Source organism: uncultured Streptomyces sp. (assembly GCF_947488945.1).
In the GTDB taxonomy this organism is placed as follows: Bacteria; Actinomycetota; Actinomycetes; order Streptomycetales; family Streptomycetaceae; genus Streptomyces.
On record NZ_CANLBS010000006.1, the window covers coordinates 129,700 to 148,818 of the forward strand.

Below are 19,119 nucleotides of genomic sequence, written 5' to 3' on the forward strand. Positions count from 1 at the left end.
ACCGGTAATTGCCGCGGCCTGGCGTTTCGTTTTCGCCGCAAGACCGGAAATGGCCGATGAGTCCGGGTGATGTGCGCGCTGCGACGTTCGCGACCGGACATTGCTGAGGCTTCCCTCACCCGGCTCGGGACCGCCATCCGCCCGCGGGGCGACCCGGTGGTGGCCACCCCGCACCGCGCCCCGCCGCGCCGCACCTTGCCTCGCCCCGCCCGCCCCGTCCAACCCGTCGGCCCCGCCCGCCCCCCGCGACGTCCCCCGGGCCCGCCCCTGCTGCCCGGCCCCGCCCCCGACCGACGCGTCCCGGCGGGCCCGTGAAAGGCTGCGGAGCCATGGACGTACTCATCAATGTCTTCGTCGCTCTTCACGTCATCGGCATCGCCGCGCTGCTCGGCGGGTTCCTGACCCAGATGAAGGCGATGGGTGCGGGCACCGCCCGCTTCGTGCCGGGGATGCTGCACGGTGCGCTGACCATGCTGGTCACGGGCGTCGCGCTGGTCGGTTTCCACCAGGCCGACGATCACCCGGTGAACAACGTCAAGATCGGCGTCAAGCTGCTGTTCCTGGTCGTCGTCCTGGCATTGATCTACGTCAAGCGGGACGACGAGAAGGTGAGCAAGGGGGCCTTCGCGGCGGTCGGCGGACTCACGCTCGCCAACATCTTCATCGCCACCCTCTGGACCTGATCGATCGGCCGTTCCGCTCCGCCGCGGGACCGCACCCTCTACCGTCCTGTCCATGAAGGTCCTGATCGTCGGCGGTAGCGGTTTCCTGGGTTCCGAACTGGTCCGCCGGGCAACGGCCCTGGGACACCCGACGGCCGCGACCTGGGCCACCCGGCCCCCCGGCGGCGGTACCGGTCAGGACACCGGTGGCAGCCCCACGGCCACCGGGGCCACCTGGTACCCCCTGGATCTGCGGGACCCCGGCCGCATCGAGGACGTGCTGGCCGCGTCGGACCCGCACGTGATCGTCAACGCCACCAGCGGGGGATCCGACTGGCCGGTGACGGCCGAGGGCCCCGTCCGCCTGGCCATGGCCGCGGCCGAGCACGGCAGCCGACTCGTCCACGTCTCCAGCGACGCGGTTTTCTCCGGTGCCCGCGTCCACTACGACGAAAGCTGTCCGCCCGACCCGCTCACCCCGTACGGCGCGGCGAAGGCGGCTGCTGAGACGGGCATCGGCTGTGTGTATCCGCGTGCCGTGGTCGCCCGGACCTCGCTGATCATCGGCGACCGCCGCTCGCACCACGTACGCCTGGTGCACGATCTGGCGGCCGGCGCACGGGACGGGGCGCTTTTCACCGATGACGTCCGCTGCCCGGTGCACGTCGCCGACCTCGCCCGGGCGCTGCTCGAACTCGCCTTCTCCGACGCCGGCGGGGTCCGCCATCTCGCGGGGGACGACGCCGTCAGCCGGTACGAACTCGGGCTTCTCGTCGCCCGCCGCGACGGACTCGACGCCTCCCGGCTGACCCCGGCGCTGCGGGCCGGCAGCGCCTGCCCCGGGGCCCTCGACGTCCGGCTCGACTGCCGCGCCACCCTGCGCGAGCTCTCCGTCCCGCTGCGCGGAGCCCGCCGGTTCCTGCCCGCCGGCCCCTGACGAACGAGCCGTGCGTACGCCCCCGCACACACGGCCCGCACACACGGCCCGCGCACACGGCCCCCGCACAGACGCCTCCCGCACAGACGCCCCCCGCACACACGGCCCGCACGCGTACGGCACCTGCGTACCGTCGTCTCCCCGGATCAGGCCCCGCACGCGTTCGGCGTCGCGTACCGCCCCCGGTTCAGGCCGGTCGGACGCTGCCGTAGATCGGCATGTAGTAGATCGACTCCTCGCGGACGTCGGCCCCCGGCTTGGGCGCGTGGACCATCATGCCGTCGCCCTTGTAGATGCCGACATGGCTGATGTCGTCGTAGAAGAAGACCAGGTCACCGGGTTGCAGGTCCTCGGTGGCCACGCGGATGCCGATCTCGACCTGGTCCCAGGTGGTGCGCGGCAGGTCGACGCCCGCCTCCCGCCAGGCCGCCTGCGTCAGCCCGGAGCAGTCGTACGACGACGGGCCGGTGGCGCCCCAGACGTACGGCTTGCCGATCTGCGACTCAGCGAACGCCAAGGCCTGCGCACCCTTGCCGGAGACGGTGGTGGAACCGGTACCGGCGGTCGAGCCGGAGGCGGTGGTGTCCGGCTGCTCCGCCGCCTTCTTCGCCGCGGCCGCGTCGGCAGCCGCCTTCGCGGCGGCCTGCTTGCGGGCCAGTTCCGCGGCCTTCTTCTTCGCCTCGGCTTCCTTCTTGCGCTCCAGCTCCGCGAGGCGCGCCTTCTCCTCGGCGGTCAGCTTCGACAGCAGCGTCCGGGCCGCGGCGAGCTTGTCCTGCACCGTCTGCTTACTGGTGCGCAGCTCGTCCTGGGACGCGGTGAGCGTCTCCAGGCTCTCCACCGCCTCGGCGCGCTTCGCCGCCGCCTCGGTCTGCCGGGTGCGGAAGTCGTCGACGGCTTCCTGCTGCTTCGCGGTGAGTCGCGTCATCAGCTGGTCCTGGTCGAAGTACGCCTGCGGGTCGTCGGCGAGGAAGAACGTCGCCGTCGGCGCGATGCCGCCCGTGCGGTACTGAGCGGCGGCGTAGTTGCCGAGCGCCCTGCGCGCCTCGTTGACCTGGTCCGCGCGTTGCGCGACCTCTTCCAGCAGCAGGTCGGCCTTGGCGCGCTGCTGGGTCGTCGCGGTCTTCGCCCGGTTGTACTGCTGGGTGGCGACGCCCGCCTGCCGGTAGAGCGTGTCGACCTTCTGCCGTACTTCCTCGATGCCGGGCGCGGGCTGCGACGGTGCGGCCTGGGCGCTCTGGGTGGACAGCAGGGTGACCGACGCGAGGGCCACCGTGGTGAGGCCGACGGCGGACGACGACTGGCGCACCCGGGGGCGCGGCTTGCGATGCGATGCCACGACCGGCATCTCCTTCCGTGGACCGCCTACCGGGTTAGCTGACGGGTTCGGGCGGAACGGAAGGCTGCCCTACGGTCCCGGGCGGGGACCGATTCACCCCGGTGACGCGTGTGGGTCCCCGGTTCCGTGCTCCCCTCGCGGGACGACGGATTCGGCGGGGGCACCCGTGCGGCGTGGATCGCCTGATGGGGTTCGGGGCCGCCCGACGGGCACGCTAGCCAATGCGTGGGGCGCCTGTGAAGGTTCGTGTGCGATATGCCCGATACATTTTCGTGACCTGATCGGCCCGGCCCTCTTCCCTCACCCTCCGTGTCCGCTCCGGAGCCTGCGGTGGCGGTTCGCGGGCGGCCCTCCGGGACGCGGCCACGGTTGTCGGTGGGGCCGCCTAGACTCGTCAAGCGATGAGCAGCCTCTTTGACGACAGCTTCCTGGCCGGCCTCCAGCCCGCGGAGGAGGGACCCCCGCCGCCCCCCGAGGACCACGCACCCGACGAGGTGCCCGAGGGGCTGTTCGCGGGTGTGTTCGACGCGCCCCCGCCGCCCCGGGACGGGTACTACCGCGACGGCGCCCCGCGCCCCGTGGTGGACTCCGCCGCCCTGCTGGACGGGCTCAACACCGAGCAGCGGGCCGCGGTGGTGCACGCCGGATCGCCCCTGCTCATCGTGGCGGGCGCCGGTTCCGGCAAGACGCGCGTGCTCACCCACCGCATCGCCCACCTGCTCGCCGAACGCGGCACCCACCCCGGCCAGATCCTCGCGATCACCTTCACCAACAAGGCCGCGGGCGAGATGAAGGAGCGCGTCGAGCAGCTCGTCGGGCCCCGGGCCCACGCCATGTGGGTCATGACCTTCCACAGCGCGTGCGTGCGCATCCTGCGCCGCGAGTCGAAGAAGCTGGGCTTCACCTCGTCGTTCTCGATCTACGACGCCGCCGACTCCAAGCGCCTGATGGCGCTGGTCTGCCGGGATCTCGACCTCGACCCGAAGCGCTACCCGCCGAAGTCGTTCACCGCCAAGGTCTCCAACCTCAAGAACGAGCTGATCGACGAGGAGACGTTCGCCGGCCAGGCCGCCGACGGCTTCGAGAAGACCCTGGCCCAGGCGTACGCCCTCTACCAGGCGCGGCTGCGCGAGGCCAACGCCCTCGACTTCGACGACATCATCATGACGACGGTCCACCTGCTCCAGGCGTTCCCGGACGTCGCCGAGCACTACCGCCGCCGCTTCCGCCACGTGCTGGTCGACGAGTACCAGGACACCAACCACGCGCAGTACACCCTGGTGCGCGAGCTGGTCGGTCCGTCCGGCGAGGGCGCGGCACCCGCCGAGCTGTGCGTTGTCGGTGACGCGGACCAGTCGATCTACGCCTTCCGGGGCGCGACGATCCGCAACATCCTCCAGTTCGAGGAGGACTACCCGGACGCCACCACGATCATGCTGGAGCAGAACTACCGCTCCACCCAGACGATCCTCTCGGCCGCCAACGCCGTCATCGAGCGCAACGAGAGCCGCCGCCCCAAGAACCTCTGGACCAACGCCGGCACCGGTACCCGGATCACCGGATACGTCGCCGACACCGAGCACGACGAGGCGCAGTTCGTCGCCGACGAGATCGACCGGCTCACCGACGCGGGCGACGCCAAGGCGGGCGACGTCGCGATCTTCTACCGCACCAACGCCCAGTCCCGCGTCTTCGAAGAGATCTTCATCCGGGTCGGGCTGCCCTACAAGGTCGTCGGCGGCGTCCGCTTCTACGAGCGCAAGGAGGTCCGGGACATCCTGGCCTACCTCCGGGTGCTCGCCAACCCCGAGGACACCGTCCCGCTGCGCCGCATCCTCAACGTCCCCAAGCGGGGCATCGGGGACCGCGCCGAGGCGATGATCGACGCCCTGTCGCAGCGCGAGAAGATCTCCTTCCCGCAGGCGCTCCGGCGCGTGGACGAGGCGTACGGCATGGCGGCGCGGTCGACCAACGCGGTGAAGCGGTTCAACACGCTGATGGAGGAACTGCGCACCATCGTCGAGTCCGGCGCCGGTCCGGCCGTCGTTCTGGAAGCCGTGCTGGAGCGAACGGGGTACCTCGCCGAACTCCAGGCGTCCACCGACCCGCAGGACGAGACCCGCATCGAGAACCTGCAGGAACTCGCCGCCGTCGCCCTTGAGTTCGAGCAGGAGCAGGGTCAAGCGGCGGGTGTGGCGGAGACGGACGACGCGGACGCGGCGGCACCGCCCTCCGGCACCCTCGCGGAGTTCCTGGAACGGGTGGCGCTGGTCGCCGACTCCGACCAGATTCCGGACGAGGAGGAGGACGGTTCGGGCGTCATCACGCTGATGACCCTGCACACCGCCAAGGGCCTCGAATTCCCGGTGGTCTTCCTGACCGGCATGGAGGACGGCGTCTTCCCGCACATGCGGGCGCTGGGCCAGGTCAAGGAGTTGGAGGAGGAGCGCCGCCTCGCCTACGTGGGCATCACCCGCGCCCGCGAGCGGCTCTACCTGACCCGCGCCTCGATGCGGAGCGCCTGGGGACAGCCCTCGTACAACCCGCCCTCGCGGTTCCTGGAGGAGATCCCGGACCAGCACCTGGAGTGGAAGCGGAAGGGACCGATGGCGGCCCCGGCCGGGCCGGTCTCCGGGGTCACCTCGTCACTGTCTTCGTCCCGCGCGCGTTCCGGCCCGTCCGGCTTCGCCACGCGGCGCAGCTCGGACAAGCCGGTCGTGCAGGTCTCGGTGGGCGACCGCGTCACCCACGACCAGTTCGGGCTGGGCACGGTGACGGCGGTCGAGGGGTACGGCGACCAGGCGAAGGCGACCGTGGACTTCGGCGACGAGCGGCCCAAGAAGCTGCTGCTGCGGTACGCGCCGGTCGAGAAACTGTAGTGGTCCCCGCGGGCGTCCTCGGTTCGGCACGGACCCGGACGCCCGCCCGCCGCAGCGCGGGCCGGTGGGCCCGGTGCCCCTGGTGTGCGCATGCGTGCGGTCGGGTCGTCCGGTCCCGGACCTACTGTGGATCGATGCCGTGGCTGTTGAGCCAGGGGAGCGGGTTGATCGCGGAGCCGCCGCCGGGGCGGACCTCGAAGTGCAGGTGCGGACCGGTGGAGTTGCCGGAGTTCCCGGAGTACGCGATCACGTCGCCGGCCTTCACCGATCCCGACCGGATCTTGGTGCTGCTGAGGTGGCAGTACCAGGTCTCGGTGCCGTCGGCCATGGTCACGATCGCCATGTTCCCGTAGGCGCTGTTCCACTGGGTGCGCACGGTGCCGTCGGTCGCGGCCATCACCGGCGTGCCGTAGGAGACGGGGAAGTCGATGCCGCTGTGCACCGACATCCAGTTCACCCCGGCCTGGCCGTAGTAGGCGCTCAGGCCGTGCTGCTCGACCGGCAGCACGAACTTGGGCCGTGCCGCCTCCTTGCGGGCCGCTTCGTCCGCCCGCCTCTTCTTCTCGGCGGCTGCGCGCGCCGCCAGGTCGATGCGCTCCTGGGTGCGGCTGGCCCGGTCCCGGAAGTCCTCGCCCGCGGCCCGGACGTTGGCGAGCTGGGTGTCCAGCTTGCTGTTGGCCGCGGCGACGGTCTTGACGGTGGCGTCGTCGTCGGCCGCCATCGCCGTCTTGCCGTTGTCCTTGCTCTCCTCGCCGCCCATGCCGCCGACCGAGGCCGCGGCGATCCCGGCGACGCTCATCACGCAGGCGGAGGGCACGGCGACGGTCAGCAGCGCCGACCGCTTCGACGGGGTACGGCGCCGCGCGCGGTTGCGGGTCGCGGACCGCCCACCGGGCCGGACCGTTCCGGCGGGGGCGTGCGGGCCGGCGTCGTGATGCTCCGCCGCGGTCCCGTGCTCGGCGTCCTCGTCGGCCGGGCCGCCCGGCTCCGCGTCTCCGTAGGGGTGCTGCCCGTACGGGGCGTCGTCGTCGGCGGCGTGGTGCGCGTCGCCGGAGACGTCCGGATCGGTGGCCCGTTCGTGCGTCGCTTGTTCGGGCGCCCCGTGTTCGGGCGCGCGACCCGACGAATGTTCGGGGGCGTAGTCGGCCGTCCCGGGCGTGGCGTCGGACGGTCCGGCCTGGTTCCAGGCGGTCGCGTCGTAGGCCCCGGTGTCGTACGCGGTCGCCCCGTACGTCCCTGTCTCGAAGCCGGTGGCCCCGAAGGCGGCCGAGTCGTAGCCGTGGGGATCCAGGGCCGAGGTGTCGAAGGCGCCCGTCTCGAAGGGGGACGCGGTGTGGGCCCCGCCGTCCGGCGCGAGGAGGTCAAAACCGCCGGTGCCGGTCGCGAAGGCCGTGGCCGCGTAGGCGGTGGTGTCGAAGCCCGCGCCGAAGGTGTCCTGGTCGCCGGTGCCGTAGACCGCCGTGCCGTAGCCGGGGGTGTCGTACGGGGAGGTGCCGCCGTCCGGCACCGCGGTGTAGGCCGCGGCCGGGAAGTCGTCGGTGCAGGACTGGTTCCAGAGGCCGGTACCGCTCTGCGTCGGGGCCAGTTGCCAGTCGCCGGTGGCCCACTGCCCGGAGGGGTCCGGTGCGTCCGGCGCCGGGTGGCCGGCGGCCTGCCAGCCGGCGGAGTCGTATCCCTGCTGCGCGCTGCCGGGGGCCTGCTCGGCCTGCCCGGGATAGGCGTACGGGGCGTCCTGCTCGTGCGTCCAGGATTCGGCGTAGCCGCTCTGCGCCTGCGCGGTGTCGTAGCCGGCGTACGGACCGCCGTCATGACCGTGGCCGTAGGCGGCCGCGCCGGTGCCGTCCTGGCCGCCGGGGAAGGTTCCGAAGAGCGGATCCACGGCGTAGCTGCTGGTCGTCCCGGAGTCGTATCCGACGTACCCGGTGGCGTGGGGGTGCTGGTCGTTCACCAACTTCTCTCTCGCCTCGGCAGCAGGACCCGTCCCGGGGTGGTGGGGGATTCCCCGGGGAAGCAATGGCGGCGACTGTACCCGGCGGTATGCGGGCGCGACAATCTTCGGCGAGGGTTTGGGTCCCACGGAATCGGGCAAACGGGCATCTTTCGTTCCACCGGGCACGGGGCGTTGGCGATTCGTTCGAACTCTGTTCTATTACTGGCGTGTTGCCGGAACTGTGCAGGGTCGGGTGTGTACCGGTCCATCGAGGGGCGAATGCCGCATGTCGTCTCCCTGTGTGCCGTCAACCCGGCGCGCCGACCTGAGCCTTGGCTGCTTCTTCGCTCTTCGTGTCGTCGGGGACGTGGTGGCCTGTGGCTCGTCCGGGGTGACGGTGGTCGGTCAGGCGACCGTGGCGTCGTCGGTGGTGGAACGCGCGATGGGGGGCCTGGGGCCGGAGGGAAACGTTGCGTCCTCGGCGTCCTCGGCGTCTCGGGTGTATGCCGTGTCATGGGCGTACACCGTGCCGGGCGAGTCGAGGATCTGCCGGATGCGCGCGGCGACCGCGGGATGCGCCGGAAGCGCCAGATGTCCGATGCCGACGACCCGGACGTTCTGCGCGAGGAGATCAGGATGGTCGACACGAGCCGTCGTCACCGGGACCATCACCCGGTCCCACTCGCTCCAGAAGGAGAAGAACAGGGTCCGGCATCCCCGTGCGGGCAGCCGCAGTTCCTGGATGAGGGCGGAGCCCCCGCGCATCTGGCGGACGATCGGGTGCACGCTCGCGGCGGGTGCGGCGGCGGTGCCCCCGTGCGGGGTGCCGAGGGTGACGAGGACGCGTACGCGGCGGTCGCCGCCGAGGCGTTGCACGTAGTACCGGGCGATCAGGCCGCCCAGGCTGTGTCCCACGATGTCGATCTCCCGTTGCCCGGTACGGGAGCAGATCTCCTCGACGTGTCTGCCGAGCAGCTCGGCCGCCGTGCGGATGTCGCAGGTCAGGGGCGCGTAGTTGAGCGACTCCAGGTGGCGGCGGCCGTGCCGGGCGAGTGAGCGGCGGAGCAGCACGAAGACCGACCGGTTGTCGATGAACCCGTGCAGCAGCACCACCGGCCGGTCGGCGTCGGATCCGCCGCCCTGCACGGCTCCGAGCGGCGTCACCACCGCCTCCGCCGGGCGCGTCGTGCCGACGGGCGGGGTGCTGTCCGACGAGGTGCCGGCCGGCGGGGTGCCGGAGCCCGGTTCCTCGCCGGGTCCGGCGCGCTGCGCACGGTCGGTGGGCTGGCCGGTGTCGGGGCGGCCGCCGGGGCGGGGACGCTCGGGGGTGATCCCGGAGGGGTGAAGCAGCAGGTGCCAGGCGAGGACCAGCACCTCCAGGACGGTCGCCCCGAGCACGGTGGAGGAGAGGCGCGGCGCGTTCGGTCGCGATGGCATGAGCGAAGCGAAGGCTGAGGAGAACATCTTCATGGCCGACCTCCTGCGTCGGCGTGCGGGAGCGTCTGCCGCCCCGCACGCCACCGGGGGCTCCGGCGGCGAGGCGTCGAACCGTCCGGCCTCGGCCGAACTCCGGGCGTCGTCACGACGTCCGGAGTCGGTGGCGTGCCGGGGCGGCCGACCAGGGCCGTACCACCGTGCCGTGCGGCTGGCGGCACGGTGGTACGGCGACCTCTTGGCGGCTCCCCGTGTGGCCGGCCCCGGCGCGGCGAACGACGTCGCGCGGCGGACGGCACTCGGTGAAATGCGTCCCACGTGTGATTTCCCCCTCCCGGCCGGTCGCGAAACGGCACGGTGCGGGATGCTGGGGATAACGTTCGTTCACATCCGCGGTTCTTGGACGCGGGCGACCCCTGTGGAGGCAGTGATGGGTGTGACCGGTCCGATCCGAGTGGTGGTGGCCAAGCCGGGACTCGACGGCCACGACCGCGGCGCGAAGGTGATCGCCCGCGCTCTGCGCGACGCCGGCATGGAGGTCATCTACACCGGTCTCCACCAGACGCCCGAGCAGATCGTGGACACCGCGATCCAGGAGGACGCCGACGCGATCGGGCTCTCGATCCTCTCCGGCGCCCACAACACGCTGTTCGCCAAGGTGATTGAGCTGTTGAAGGAGCGGGACGCGGAGGACATCAAGCTGTTCGGTGGCGGCATCATCCCGGAGGACGACATCGCGCCGCTGAAGGAGCGCGGGGTGGCGGAGATCTTCACCCCCGGAGCCACCACCACCTCGATCGTCGCATGGGTGCGCGCCAACGTCCGCCAGCCCGCGGAGGCGTGAGCCAGGCTGGAAACCGGGCGTGAACCGGGCGTTCGGAGGGCGGGCCCGATCCCCGGTGCCGCACCCCACCCGCTCGGCCCCGAACCCGTATCCGTATCCGCCCGCACCCCGTCCGGCTGTCCGGCGGGGCGCCACGGATCATAGGGCGACCGGGGTCAGCTCCGTCTCCATCGCGGCCCGCAACCGCAGGGTGGAGACGAGCCGTTGGAATGCCTCCGACCAGTAGCCGTCCGCGCCGGGCGAGGCATCCTCCTGTTCGTCCTGTGCGGCGGTGAGCACGCTGAGCCGGTCCGCCTCGCCAGGGTCCAGGCAGCGCTCGGCCAGCCCCATCACCCCGCTGAAACTCCAGGGGTAACTGCCCGCGTCGCGGGCGATGTCGAGCGCGTCGACCACCGCGCTGCCGAGCGCCCCCGACCAGGGCACCGTGCAGACGCCCAGCAACTGGAACGCCTCCGACAAGCCGTGCGCCGCTATGAACCCCGCCACCCAGTCGGCGCGTTCCGCGTGCGGCAGAGTGGCGAGCAGTTTGGCGCGTTCGGCGAGCGACGCCGTCCCGGTGCCCTGGGTGGGCGGGGTGGTGGGTGCGCCGAGCAGGGCTCGCGCCCAGACCGTGTCCCGCTGGCGGACGGCGGCCCGGCACCAGGCCGCGTGCAGACTGTCGGTCCAGCCGTCCGCGACCGGCAGCGCCACGATCTCCTGCGGCGTACGCGACCCGAACCGCTCGGACCACGTGGCCAACGGTGTGGCCTCCACCAACTGCCCCAGCCACCAGTCCCGTTCCCCCCGCCCGGACGGAGGCGTCGCCGTCACCCCGTCGTGCTGCATCGCGGTGTCGCACTCGTGCGGGGCCTCCACCGCGATCGAGGCTCCGCCCCCGGTGCGGTCCAGGTGGACACAGCTCCTCGCGCGTGCCGCCATTCGCGCGCCCAGGGCGGATTCCGGCAGCGCGGACAGCAGCTCGGCCGCGGTGGCGCGGACGTTGCGGCTCCGGTCGGAGAGCGCCTGCTCCAGGAACTCCTCGTCCGGGGCGGACAGCCCGGTGCGCAGAGAATCGAGGAACATCAGTCTGTCCTCGGCCCGTTCACCGGACCAGGTGGACACGAGCAGGGCGAGCGCGCCGGCCGGGTCGGCCGACCGGATGGCGGCCAGCAGCGCGACACGTTCCGCGAACAGTCCTTCCTCCCACACCCTGCGGGTGGCTTCCGGATCGGGCACGCCGGTCCTCTCGCGGCGGGCGGAGTCCCGAAGCGCGAACTTCCATTCCGGGTTGAGCGCCGCCAGCCACAGGCCGCGCGCACCGGCGAAGGCGAGCGCGTTCGGCCGGAGATCCGTGCGGGCCCGTGCCGCGTCCAGCAAGGCGGGCAGCAGCACGGCGGGCGGCCTGAACCCCCGCCGGTTGGCGGTGGTCAGCCACTGCGGGATGAGTTCGGTGAGGTCGGGGGCGGCGCCCCGACGGCCTCCTGAAGGGGCCGTCCGGTCGGCCAGCAACTGGGCCAGCCGCAGTTCGGCGGCCGGAGGCAGCAAAGGGCGCGGATCGTCGGGGGCGCGGCCGGGCAGGGCCGCCGCCGGTGCGGGAGACAGACCGGCGCGCCGGCGGACGGTGTGCAGCGCGGCGGCGTCCAGCAGGGCGCGCGGGGCGTCCTGAGTACCGGGTGCGAGGCCGGGCGCGGGGGGCCTGCGGTCGGTGCCCAGCAGCGCCGAGGTCACCAGTTCGTCCCACGAGGCCGCGGACGGCGCGTCGGCGTCCGGCACGGCATGCGGGTCGGGGGCAGGCACGTCTCCGTCGGCGCGGTGCACGGGAAGCATGGGTTTCCTCCAGCGTGGGGCGGGATACGGGCTCGCCGGCCGGTGCGGTGCGGAAGTCCCGCGGCGGTACGCGTGGTGTCGGGCGTGGGGGAGGGCGGGGCGCGTCGGTGGCCGCAGAGGCGTCGGACGGCCCTCAGCCGAGCGGTACGGTGCCCGGCACGCGGCCCTCCTCCTCCGTCGGCGACCAGGTGGCCAGGGGATCGAACCCGCGGTGTCCCAGCTCGCCGAAGACGGTCAGCGGTCCGCCGCCGGAGACGGCGACCAGCCGCCACAGCCCCGGTCCCGCCGCCGCGGCCGGTGCGATCGGGACCGCGGATTCCCCTTTCTCGTCGGCCAGTTGCCAACCGTCCCCCGACGGCACGGGTATGACCTGGTCCAGCACCACCGGCACGGATGCGAGCCACGGGTCCTCCACCAGCGCCCCGCCGTAGACCGCGACGGCTGCGGCGACGGAGACGCCGGGCGGCGGACCGTCCGGTGACTCGGCCGCTGCGGCGTCGCCGCCCAGCTCCACGCGGTACTGGCTACCGCCCGGATAGGGGGTGACCTCGGCGTCCCAGGTCGTGCCGACCGGGAGGGACGGCGCGGGGGCGCGGCCCGGGGCGCCGAACGAGAGGAGCAGCGCGGCCCGACCCGACCGCCTGCCGTGCAGCCAGGTCCGTCGGGCGACGAGTCTGCCGTCGGGGACGTCGTGCCGGGAGAGCACCGTCCAGTGGTCGCGGACCGGGATGCCCTGTGCGGAGGAGGGCAGCCCGATCCGGGTCCGCACGGTGGCCGCCAGGGGGCCCGGCAGCCGGTCCCGGCCCAGCCAGGCGGTAGCGAGCAGATGCACCAGCGCGCACTCCTCCAACAGACGGTCCGGCCGGCCGGAGGCGGACGCGGGAAGCGCGCCCAAGTCCCTCACCCGAGAGGCGAGCCCGGGGGCCTGGGCGTCGACCATGCGGGCGGCGGTCTCCTGCCACAGGGCGTCGCCGGATTGCTCCGAAGCGGCGAAGCCCCCGCGGACCAGGTCCGCCAGCCGCTGCGCCAACTCCTCGACACCCGCGGTGACACGGGCCGCCCGGCGCTCCGCGCGCCGGCGCGCCGCCTCCGGGTCGCCGGTCGCCGACGCGGTCACCGGGGCCCCCTTCGTCCCGGTACGGTCGGGTCGGCCGTGCAGCCGGGCCGAGGCCCACTCGGGCGCCTCGCCCACCGGCACCGCCGCCGGATCCGACGCGTGGAGCAGCAGCAGCCCCAGCGCGTGCTTGCACGGAGACTTCCGGCTGGGGCACGAGCAGGTGTACGCGGGCCCGCCGGTGTCCACCGCGGTCCGGTAAGGCCGGCCCCCGCCGCCCTCGCAGGACCCCCACACGGCCCCCGTGGCGTCGTGCCCGGTGCCCGACCACGCGCCGGGCACGCCGAGCCCGGCGCCCGCCCGGCGTGAGGTCTCGTCAGGAGCGAGTGCCATGACCTGATCCACCGTCCGACGCACCGCCGTTCCGGCGCCGCGCGTGGGTTCTCCTCCGTGAGGTACCAGCATGGGAACGACGGTAGGACGCCCCACTGACAATCGCCCTGAACTGCGACGACGGTCGATTGTCAGTGGCATGGTGCACCGTGGTCGTACAGCAGGCCGACCGATCTGGAGGGGGATCCATGACCGTGTCCGAAAGCACCGTGAGCGCCCCGACCACCGCCCCGGCCGGGGCGGTCCCGACCACGCCCGCGCTCCCGGCACCCGCCGGCTCCGAGGTGCTGCGGGCACACGCGGAGGATGCCTTCGCGGCGGAACTCGACGCGCTCGCCGCCGCCGACGACCGCCCCCGCCCCGCGCGTTGGCGGCTCTCACCCTGGGCCGTCGCCACCTATCTGCTCGGCGGCGCCCTGCCGGACGGCACGGTGGTCACGCCGAAGTACGTGGGCCCGCGCCGCCTGGTGGAGGTCGCCGTCAGCACCCTGGCCACCGACCGCGCGCTGCTCCTGCTGGGCGTGCCCGGCACCGCCAAGACCTGGGTGTCCGAACACCTCGCCGCGGCCATCAGCGGCGACTCGACCCTGCTGGTGCAGGGCACGGCGGGCACCCCCGAGGAAGCGGTCCGCTACGGCTGGAACTACGCGCGGCTGCTCGCGGAGGGCCCCAGCCGCGACGCCCTGGTGCCCAGCCCGCTGATGCGCGCCATGTCCGGCGGGTCGACCGCGCGCATCGAGGAGTTGACCCGCATCCCCGCCGACGTGCAGGACTCCCTCATCACGATCCTCTCGGAGAAGACGCTCCCCATCCCCGAACTCGGCCAGGAGGTCCAGGCGGTCAAGGGGTTCAACGTCATCGCCACCGCCAACGACCGGGACCGCGGGGTCAACGAACTGTCCAGCGCGCTGCGCAGGCGGTTCAACACCGTGGTGCTGCCGTTGCCCGCCACGGTCGAGGCCGAGGTGGAGATCGTCTCCCGGCGCGTCGATCAGCTCGGGCGCTCCCTCGACCTGCCGTCCGCGCCCGACGGGTCGGCCGAGATCCGCCGGGTGGTCACGGTCTTCCGGGAACTGCGCGACGGGGTCACCGCCGACGGCCGCACCAGGCTCAAGTCCCCCTCCGGCACGCTCTCCACCGCTGAGGTGATCTCCGTCGTCACCCACGGCCTGGCGCTCGCCGCGCACTTCGGCGACGGCGTGCTGCGCGCAGGGGACATCGCCTCCGGGCTCCTCGGCGCGGTGGTCCGGGACCCGGCTGCGGACCGGCTGGTCTGGCAGGAGTACCTGGAGACGGTCGTGCGCGAGCGGGAGGGCTGGAAGGACTTCTACCGCGCCTGCCGTGAGGCCGCCGCGTGAGCGCCCGGGAGCCGGGCGGGCCGCTGCTGCTCGGGGTGCGGCACCACGGTCCGGGCTCGGCCCGCGCGGTGCTCGCCGTGCTGGAGGCACGCCGGCCGCGCGTCGTGCTGGTGGAGGGCCCGCCGGAGGGAGACGCTCTGCTGCCGCTCGCCGCCGATCCCGCGATGCGCCCGCCGGTGGCGTTGCTCGCGCACGCCGTGGACGACCCCCGCCGGGCGTCGTTCTGGCCCATGGCGGAGTTCTCGCCCGAGTGGGTGGCGGTGCGCTGGGCACAGACGCACGGCGCCGCGGTCCGCTTCATCGACCTGCCCGCGGCGCACTCCCTGGCTCTGGCCGCCGCGGGGGAGCAGGAGACGTCGGACGGTCCCGAGGCCCCCGCCGACCAGCCGGTCGACCACCAGGCCGACCCGGCGGCCGACCCGATCGCCGTCCTCGCCGGGATCGCGGGGTACGAAGACCCGGAGGCATGGTGGGAGGACGTGATCGAACACCGCCCGCCCGCCCCCACCGGCTCCCCGGTCGGCACTGCGTCCCCGGCCGGTACCGGGTCCCCGGCCGGTACGGGAACCGGCACGCCCACCGGCGTCGCGGGCGGGGCCGGCGAAGAGGCGGACCCGGCGGAGCCGTTCGCCGCGCTCGCGGAGGCCATGGTCGCGCTGCGCGGGGCGTACGGAGACGGCGGCCACCCACGGGACGCGGTGCGCGAGGCGTACATGCGCCTGCGGATCCGCGCCGCCCGCAAGGAGTTCGGGGACGGGGAGACGGTCGTCGTCTGCGGCGCCTGGCACGTGCCCGCACTGGCGGAGAGGACGACGCTCGCCGCGGACCGGGCCCTGCTCAAAGGGCTCCCGAAGGTGAGGACCGAGACGACCTGGGTGCCGTGGACGCACCGCAGACTGGCCCGGCACAGCGGGTACGGCGCGGGCATCGACGCGCCGGGCTGGTACGCGCACCTCTTCGCCGCCGCCGACCGGCCGGTGGAGCGGTGGCTGACGAAGGTGGCGGGACTGCTGCGGGACGAGGACCACTTCGTCTCCTCCGCCCACGTGATCGAGGCCGTGCGGCTCGCCGCCACTCTGGCCGCACTGCGGGGCCGGCCGATGCCCGGACTCGCCGAGACCACCGATGCCGTCCGGGCGGTGATGTGCGAGGGGTCCGACGTCCCGCTCTCCCTCGTCCGGGACCGGCTGGTGGTCGGCGACGTCTTGGGCGAGGTGCCGCCCGACGCGCCCGCGGTGCCGCTCCAGCGTGATCTGGCACGTGCCCAGCGTCGGCTGCGGCTCCCCCCGGAACCCACCCTGCGGGAGCTCGAACTCGACCTGCGCAAGGAGACCGACGGCGACAGGAGCCGACTCCTGCACCGGCTGCGGCTGCTCTCGGTCGACTGGGGCGAACCGGCCGCCGGCCGGGGGAGCACCGGCACGTTCCGGGAGAGCTGGCGGCTGGCCTGGGAGCCGGAGCTCCACGTCCGGATCGTGGAGGCGGGGGTCTGGGGCACCACCGTCCGCTCCGCCGCGACCGCGAGGGCGGCGGCCGAGGCCGAGACGTCCCGCTCGCTCGCCGAGGTCACCGGGCTGGCCGAACGCTGCCTGCTGGCCGGGCTGCCGGAAGCGCTGCCGGTCGTGATGCGGGCGCTCGCCGACCGGGCCGCGCTCGACGCCGACGTGGGCCATCTCGCCGACGCCCTGCCCGCGTTGGCCCGCACTCTGCGGTACGGAGACGTCCGCGGTACCGACACCGCCGCACTGACCGAGGTCGCCACCGGGATCGCCGCACGGATCTGCGTCGGCCTGCCTGCCGCCTCCACCGGCCTCGACCCCGACGGGGCAGAAGAGCTCCGAAGCCGGCTCGACGGCGTGCACGCCGCGGTGGGACTGCTCACCGACAGCCCACGGGCGGGGAGCAGCGCCCCCACGGACAGCGCACGGGCCGAAAACGGCACGCGCACCGAAAGCGTGCCTGCCGACAGCCCGCCTTCCGGCAGCGCATTCACCGGCACCGCGCCTGCCGACAGCCCGCTCACCGGCACCGCGCCCCCCGACAGCCCGCTCACCGGCACCGCACGGTCCGGGAACGGTGCGCCGCAGGGCCCTCGGCCGGAGGCCGTCGGTCTTCGCGTGCGCTGGACCGGGGTCCTCCGCACGCTTGCGACCCGCGACTCCGTCGCCGGCCTCGTCCGGGGCCGGGCCGCCCGGTTGCTGCTGGACGACGGACGGCTCGACGAGGATGGAGCCGCCCGGCTCATGGGGCTCGCGCTCTCGCCCGGCGTGCCCCCGGAGGACGCCGCCGCCTGGATCGAAGGCTTCGTCGGCGGGGCGGCCGGCGGCGGGATGCTCCTGGTCCACGACGAACGGCTGCTCACGTTGCTGGACACCTGGCTGACGGCTTTGCCCCCGAACGCCTTCACCGACGTACTGCCGCTGCTGCGCCGCACGTTCGCCACGTTCGAGCCCGCTGTCCGACGCGCCGTGGGCGAGCAGGTCCGGCACGGCGGGCCTCCCGCCGGCCGGGCGGCGGGAGGCCCGAGGCCACCCGTTCCTGGTTTCGGCCCCGGAACCGACCGGTTGAGGGCGGAGGCGGTGACCCCCGTCCTGCGTCTGCTGCTCGGTTTCGGCCCCGCAACCGGAGCACCACCCGGCGACGCGATGTCCGAGGACGGTGGGACCGGGCGGGAGACGGCGGGCACGGCCACGGGGACGCCGACGGGCGGCGGACCGCGACGAAGCGGCGGAGCGCGATGAAGGGGGATGACGGGATGCGGGTGCGTGACGACGGGACGCACGGACGGGACGACGCAACTGCTGCCGACACGGCGGCCGCGGCTGCGGCAGTGGCAACGGGGACGGTCGTGGCAACGGGGACGGCAGTGGCAACGGGGACGGCAGTGGCAGGGGGGAAGCCGACGGACGCGCGACCGACGCCACACGACGGCGCAGACGATGATGCGCACGACGGTGCGCACGACGCGGAACGGCTGCGGCGTTGGAGGATGGTGCTCGGCCCAGACGCGGCGGAGAGCACCGGGAGTCGGCTCGGTGGGCGGGACGTCGCCATGGATGCCGCGCTGACCGCCCTGTACGGCGGGGTGAAGAGCGACGGCGGAAAGAGGAACGACGGCCGGGGCAAGGGCGACCGCACGGCGGGGCTCGGCGCCTCCGCGCCCTCCGTCGCCCGCTGGCTCGGCGACATCCGCACCTACTTCCCGACCTCGGTGGTCCGGATCATGCAGCGGGACGCCATGGACCGGCTCGGGCTCGGCGCTCTGCTGCTGGAACCGGAGTTGTTGGAGGCGGTCGAGGCGGACGTCCACCTCGTCGGCACGCTCCTCTCCCTCAACAAGGCCATGCCCGAGACCACGCGGGAGACGGCCCGGACCGTGGTGCGCAAGGTGGTCGAGGACCTGGAGCGGCGGCTGGCGAGCCGGACCCGCGCCACGCTGACCGGCGCGCTGGACCGTTCCGCGCGTACCAGTCGCCCGCGCCACCGGGACATCGACTGGGACCGGACCATCAGGGCCAACCTCAAGAACTACGTGACCCTCCCGCCGCGTGCCCAGGAGGCCCAGGAAGCCCCATCGCCCCCGGACCACGCCGACGCCCACGACCACGCGGAGACGCACGACCACGCGCAGACCGCTGACCACATGCAGCCCCCGGAGCACACCGAGACCCCGGAGCGCCCGACGCCCCTCGACCGTGCCGAGCCCCCGGACCACGCCGGGCCCCCGGGCCACGCCGAGCCCCCGGAGCGCGCCGGGAACCCGGGAACCCCCAGCGCCCCCGACGCGCCCCGCCCGCGAACGGCGCCCCGCCCGCACACGGCCCTCCAGGCCCACACGGCCCTCCACCCGCGAACGGCCCCCGCAGGCACCGTCGTTCCGGAGCGCCTCGTCGGGCACGGGCGGGCCGCCGCGGCCGTGCGGAAGGAGGTCATCCTCTGTGTCGACCAGTCCGGCTCGATGGCCGCGTCCGTGGTCCACGCCTCGGTCTTCGGTGCGGTGCTCGGCTCGATGCGGACGCTCGACACCCGTCTCGTCGTCTTCGACACCGCGGTCGTGGACCTCACCGACGAACTGGACGACCCGGTGGACGTCCTCTTCGGCGTGCAGCTCGGCGGCGGCACGGACATAGCCCGTGCGCTCGCCTACTGCCAGTCGAGGATCACGCGTCCCGCCGACACCGTGCTGGTGCTCATCAGCGACCTCTACGAGGGGGGCGTACGGGACCGGATGATCGAGCGGGTGGCGGCGATGAAGGCCTCCGGTGTGCAGTGCGTGGTGCTGCTCGCGCTCTCGGACGACGGGGAACCCGCCTACGACCGCGAGCACGCCGCCGCGCTGGCCGCGCTCGGGGTGCCCGCCTTCGCCTGCACCCCGGACCGCTTCCCGGAGGTGATGGCCGCCGCGCTGGAGAAGCGCCCCCTGCCCCTGCCGGAACGGGAGCCCGGTGCGGCCGCCACCCGCCGGTAGACCCGGAAAAGCGCCGCC

At 73.6% G+C, this 19,119-nt stretch carries 12 protein-coding genes and 1 riboswitch; of the genes, 7 read left to right on the forward strand and 5 right to left on the reverse strand.

All coding sequences use genetic code 11. The features are described 5' to 3' along the window. Positions 1–329 precede the first annotated feature (329 nt). Both Q0994_RS11455 and Q0994_RS11460 read left to right on the forward strand, forming a co-directional pair. Positions 330–683 carry a hypothetical protein gene (locus Q0994_RS11455; protein ID WP_299532442.1) on the forward strand — a complete coding sequence of 118 codons (354 nt, stop codon included), beginning with the start codon at positions 330–332 and terminating at the stop codon, positions 681–683. Positions 684–735: 52 nt separating this feature from the next. Then, a complete protein-coding gene (locus Q0994_RS11460) occupies positions 736–1,599 on the forward strand; it encodes a sugar nucleotide-binding protein (protein ID WP_299532444.1) in 864 nt (287 codons plus the stop codon). A gap of 187 nt (positions 1,600–1,786) precedes the next feature. On the opposite strand, the gene Q0994_RS11465 is transcribed toward Q0994_RS11460, so the two are convergent. After that, positions 1,787–2,944: an NlpC/P60 family protein gene (locus tag Q0994_RS11465; protein ID WP_299532446.1), complete on the reverse strand. Its 1,158-nt coding sequence runs from the start codon at positions 2,942–2,944 to the stop codon at positions 1,787–1,789. Then, positions 2,943–3,102: riboswitch (cyclic di-AMP (ydaO/yuaA leader) on the reverse strand. Its footprint overlaps the gene before it by 2 nt. Positions 3,103–3,336: 234 nt before the next feature. On the opposite strand from Q0994_RS11465, the gene pcrA reads away from it, so the two are divergent. Next, positions 3,337–5,814 (forward strand): DNA helicase PcrA, encoded by a 2,478-nt coding sequence (gene pcrA / locus Q0994_RS11470; protein WP_299532448.1) that lies wholly within the window; start codon positions 3,337–3,339, stop codon positions 5,812–5,814. 121 nt (positions 5,815–5,935) lie between these two features. Here pcrA and Q0994_RS11475 read toward each other — a convergent pair whose 3' ends face one another. Both Q0994_RS11475 and Q0994_RS11480 read right to left on the reverse strand, forming a co-directional pair. Beyond that, positions 5,936–7,762, reverse strand: a complete 1,827-nt coding sequence (locus tag Q0994_RS11475) for a M23 family metallopeptidase (RefSeq protein WP_299532451.1) — start codon at positions 7,760–7,762, stop codon at positions 5,936–5,938. Between the two features lie 387 nt (positions 7,763–8,149). After that, on the reverse strand, positions 8,150–9,181 hold the full coding sequence (locus tag Q0994_RS11480; protein ID WP_299532453.1) for an alpha/beta fold hydrolase: 1,032 nt from the start codon (positions 9,179–9,181) through the stop codon (positions 8,150–8,152). Between the two features lie 427 nt (positions 9,182–9,608). On the opposite strand from Q0994_RS11480, the gene Q0994_RS11485 reads away from it, so the two are divergent. Continuing rightward, positions 9,609–10,022, forward strand: coding sequence for a cobalamin B12-binding domain-containing protein (locus Q0994_RS11485; RefSeq protein ID WP_299532455.1), 414 nt, complete (start codon positions 9,609–9,611; stop codon positions 10,020–10,022). Positions 10,023–10,160: 138 nt separating this feature from the next. Here the strand turns inward: Q0994_RS11485 and Q0994_RS11490 are convergent, their stop codons facing one another. After that, positions 10,161–11,828, reverse strand: a complete 1,668-nt coding sequence (locus Q0994_RS11490) for a DUF5691 domain-containing protein (protein ID WP_299532457.1) — start codon at positions 11,826–11,828, stop codon at positions 10,161–10,163. Positions 11,829–11,961: 133 nt separating this feature from the next. Beyond that, positions 11,962–13,275 carry an SWIM zinc finger family protein gene (locus tag Q0994_RS11495; RefSeq protein WP_299532460.1) on the reverse strand — a complete coding sequence of 438 codons (1,314 nt, stop codon included), beginning with the start codon at positions 13,273–13,275 and terminating at the stop codon, positions 11,962–11,964. A gap of 188 nt (positions 13,276–13,463) precedes the next feature. Between Q0994_RS11495 and Q0994_RS11500 the strand changes: the two genes are divergently transcribed. From Q0994_RS11500 to Q0994_RS11510, 3 genes are all read left to right on the forward strand, one after another. Then, entirely contained in the window at positions 13,464–14,633 is a 1,170-nt protein-coding gene (locus Q0994_RS11500) for an AAA family ATPase (RefSeq protein WP_299532462.1), read from the forward strand. Further along, on the forward strand, positions 14,630–17,374 hold the full coding sequence (locus Q0994_RS11505; RefSeq protein WP_299532464.1) for a DUF5682 family protein: 2,745 nt from the start codon (positions 14,630–14,632) through the stop codon (positions 17,372–17,374). The genes Q0994_RS11500 and Q0994_RS11505 overlap by 4 nt, the downstream gene beginning before the upstream one ends. A gap of 311 nt (positions 17,375–17,685) precedes the next feature. Then, positions 17,686–19,101, forward strand: coding sequence for a VWA domain-containing protein (locus Q0994_RS11510; RefSeq protein ID WP_299532466.1), 1,416 nt, complete (start codon positions 17,686–17,688; stop codon positions 19,099–19,101). Positions 19,102–19,119 lie beyond the last annotated feature (18 nt).

Excerpts from the sequence above, each read along its gene's own strand:
- Q0994_RS11455 (WP_299532442.1), top strand. The coding sequence starts at position 330 with ATGGACGTACTCATCAATGTCTTCGTCGCTCTTCACGTCATCGGCATC.
- Q0994_RS11460 (WP_299532444.1), top strand. The coding sequence starts at position 736 with ATGAAGGTCCTGATCGTCGGCGGTAGCGGTTTCCTGGGTTCCGAACTG.
- Q0994_RS11465 (WP_299532446.1), bottom strand. The coding sequence starts at position 2,944 with ATGCCGGTCGTGGCATCGCATCGCAAGCCGCGCCCCCGGGTGCGCCAG.
- pcrA (WP_299532448.1), top strand. The coding sequence starts at position 3,337 with ATGAGCAGCCTCTTTGACGACAGCTTCCTGGCCGGCCTCCAGCCCGCG.
- Q0994_RS11480 (WP_299532453.1), bottom strand. The coding sequence starts at position 9,181 with ATGCCATCGCGACCGAACGCGCCGCGCCTCTCCTCCACCGTGCTCGGG.
- Q0994_RS11485 (WP_299532455.1), top strand. The coding sequence starts at position 9,609 with ATGGGTGTGACCGGTCCGATCCGAGTGGTGGTGGCCAAGCCGGGACTC.
- Q0994_RS11490 (WP_299532457.1), bottom strand. The coding sequence starts at position 11,828 with ATGCTTCCCGTGCACCGCGCCGACGGAGACGTGCCTGCCCCCGACCCG.
- Q0994_RS11495 (WP_299532460.1), bottom strand. The coding sequence starts at position 13,275 with ATGGCACTCGCTCCTGACGAGACCTCACGCCGGGCGGGCGCCGGGCTC.
- Q0994_RS11500 (WP_299532462.1), top strand. The coding sequence starts at position 13,464 with ATGACCGTGTCCGAAAGCACCGTGAGCGCCCCGACCACCGCCCCGGCC.
- Q0994_RS11510 (WP_299532466.1), top strand. The coding sequence starts at position 17,686 with ATGGATGCCGCGCTGACCGCCCTGTACGGCGGGGTGAAGAGCGACGGC.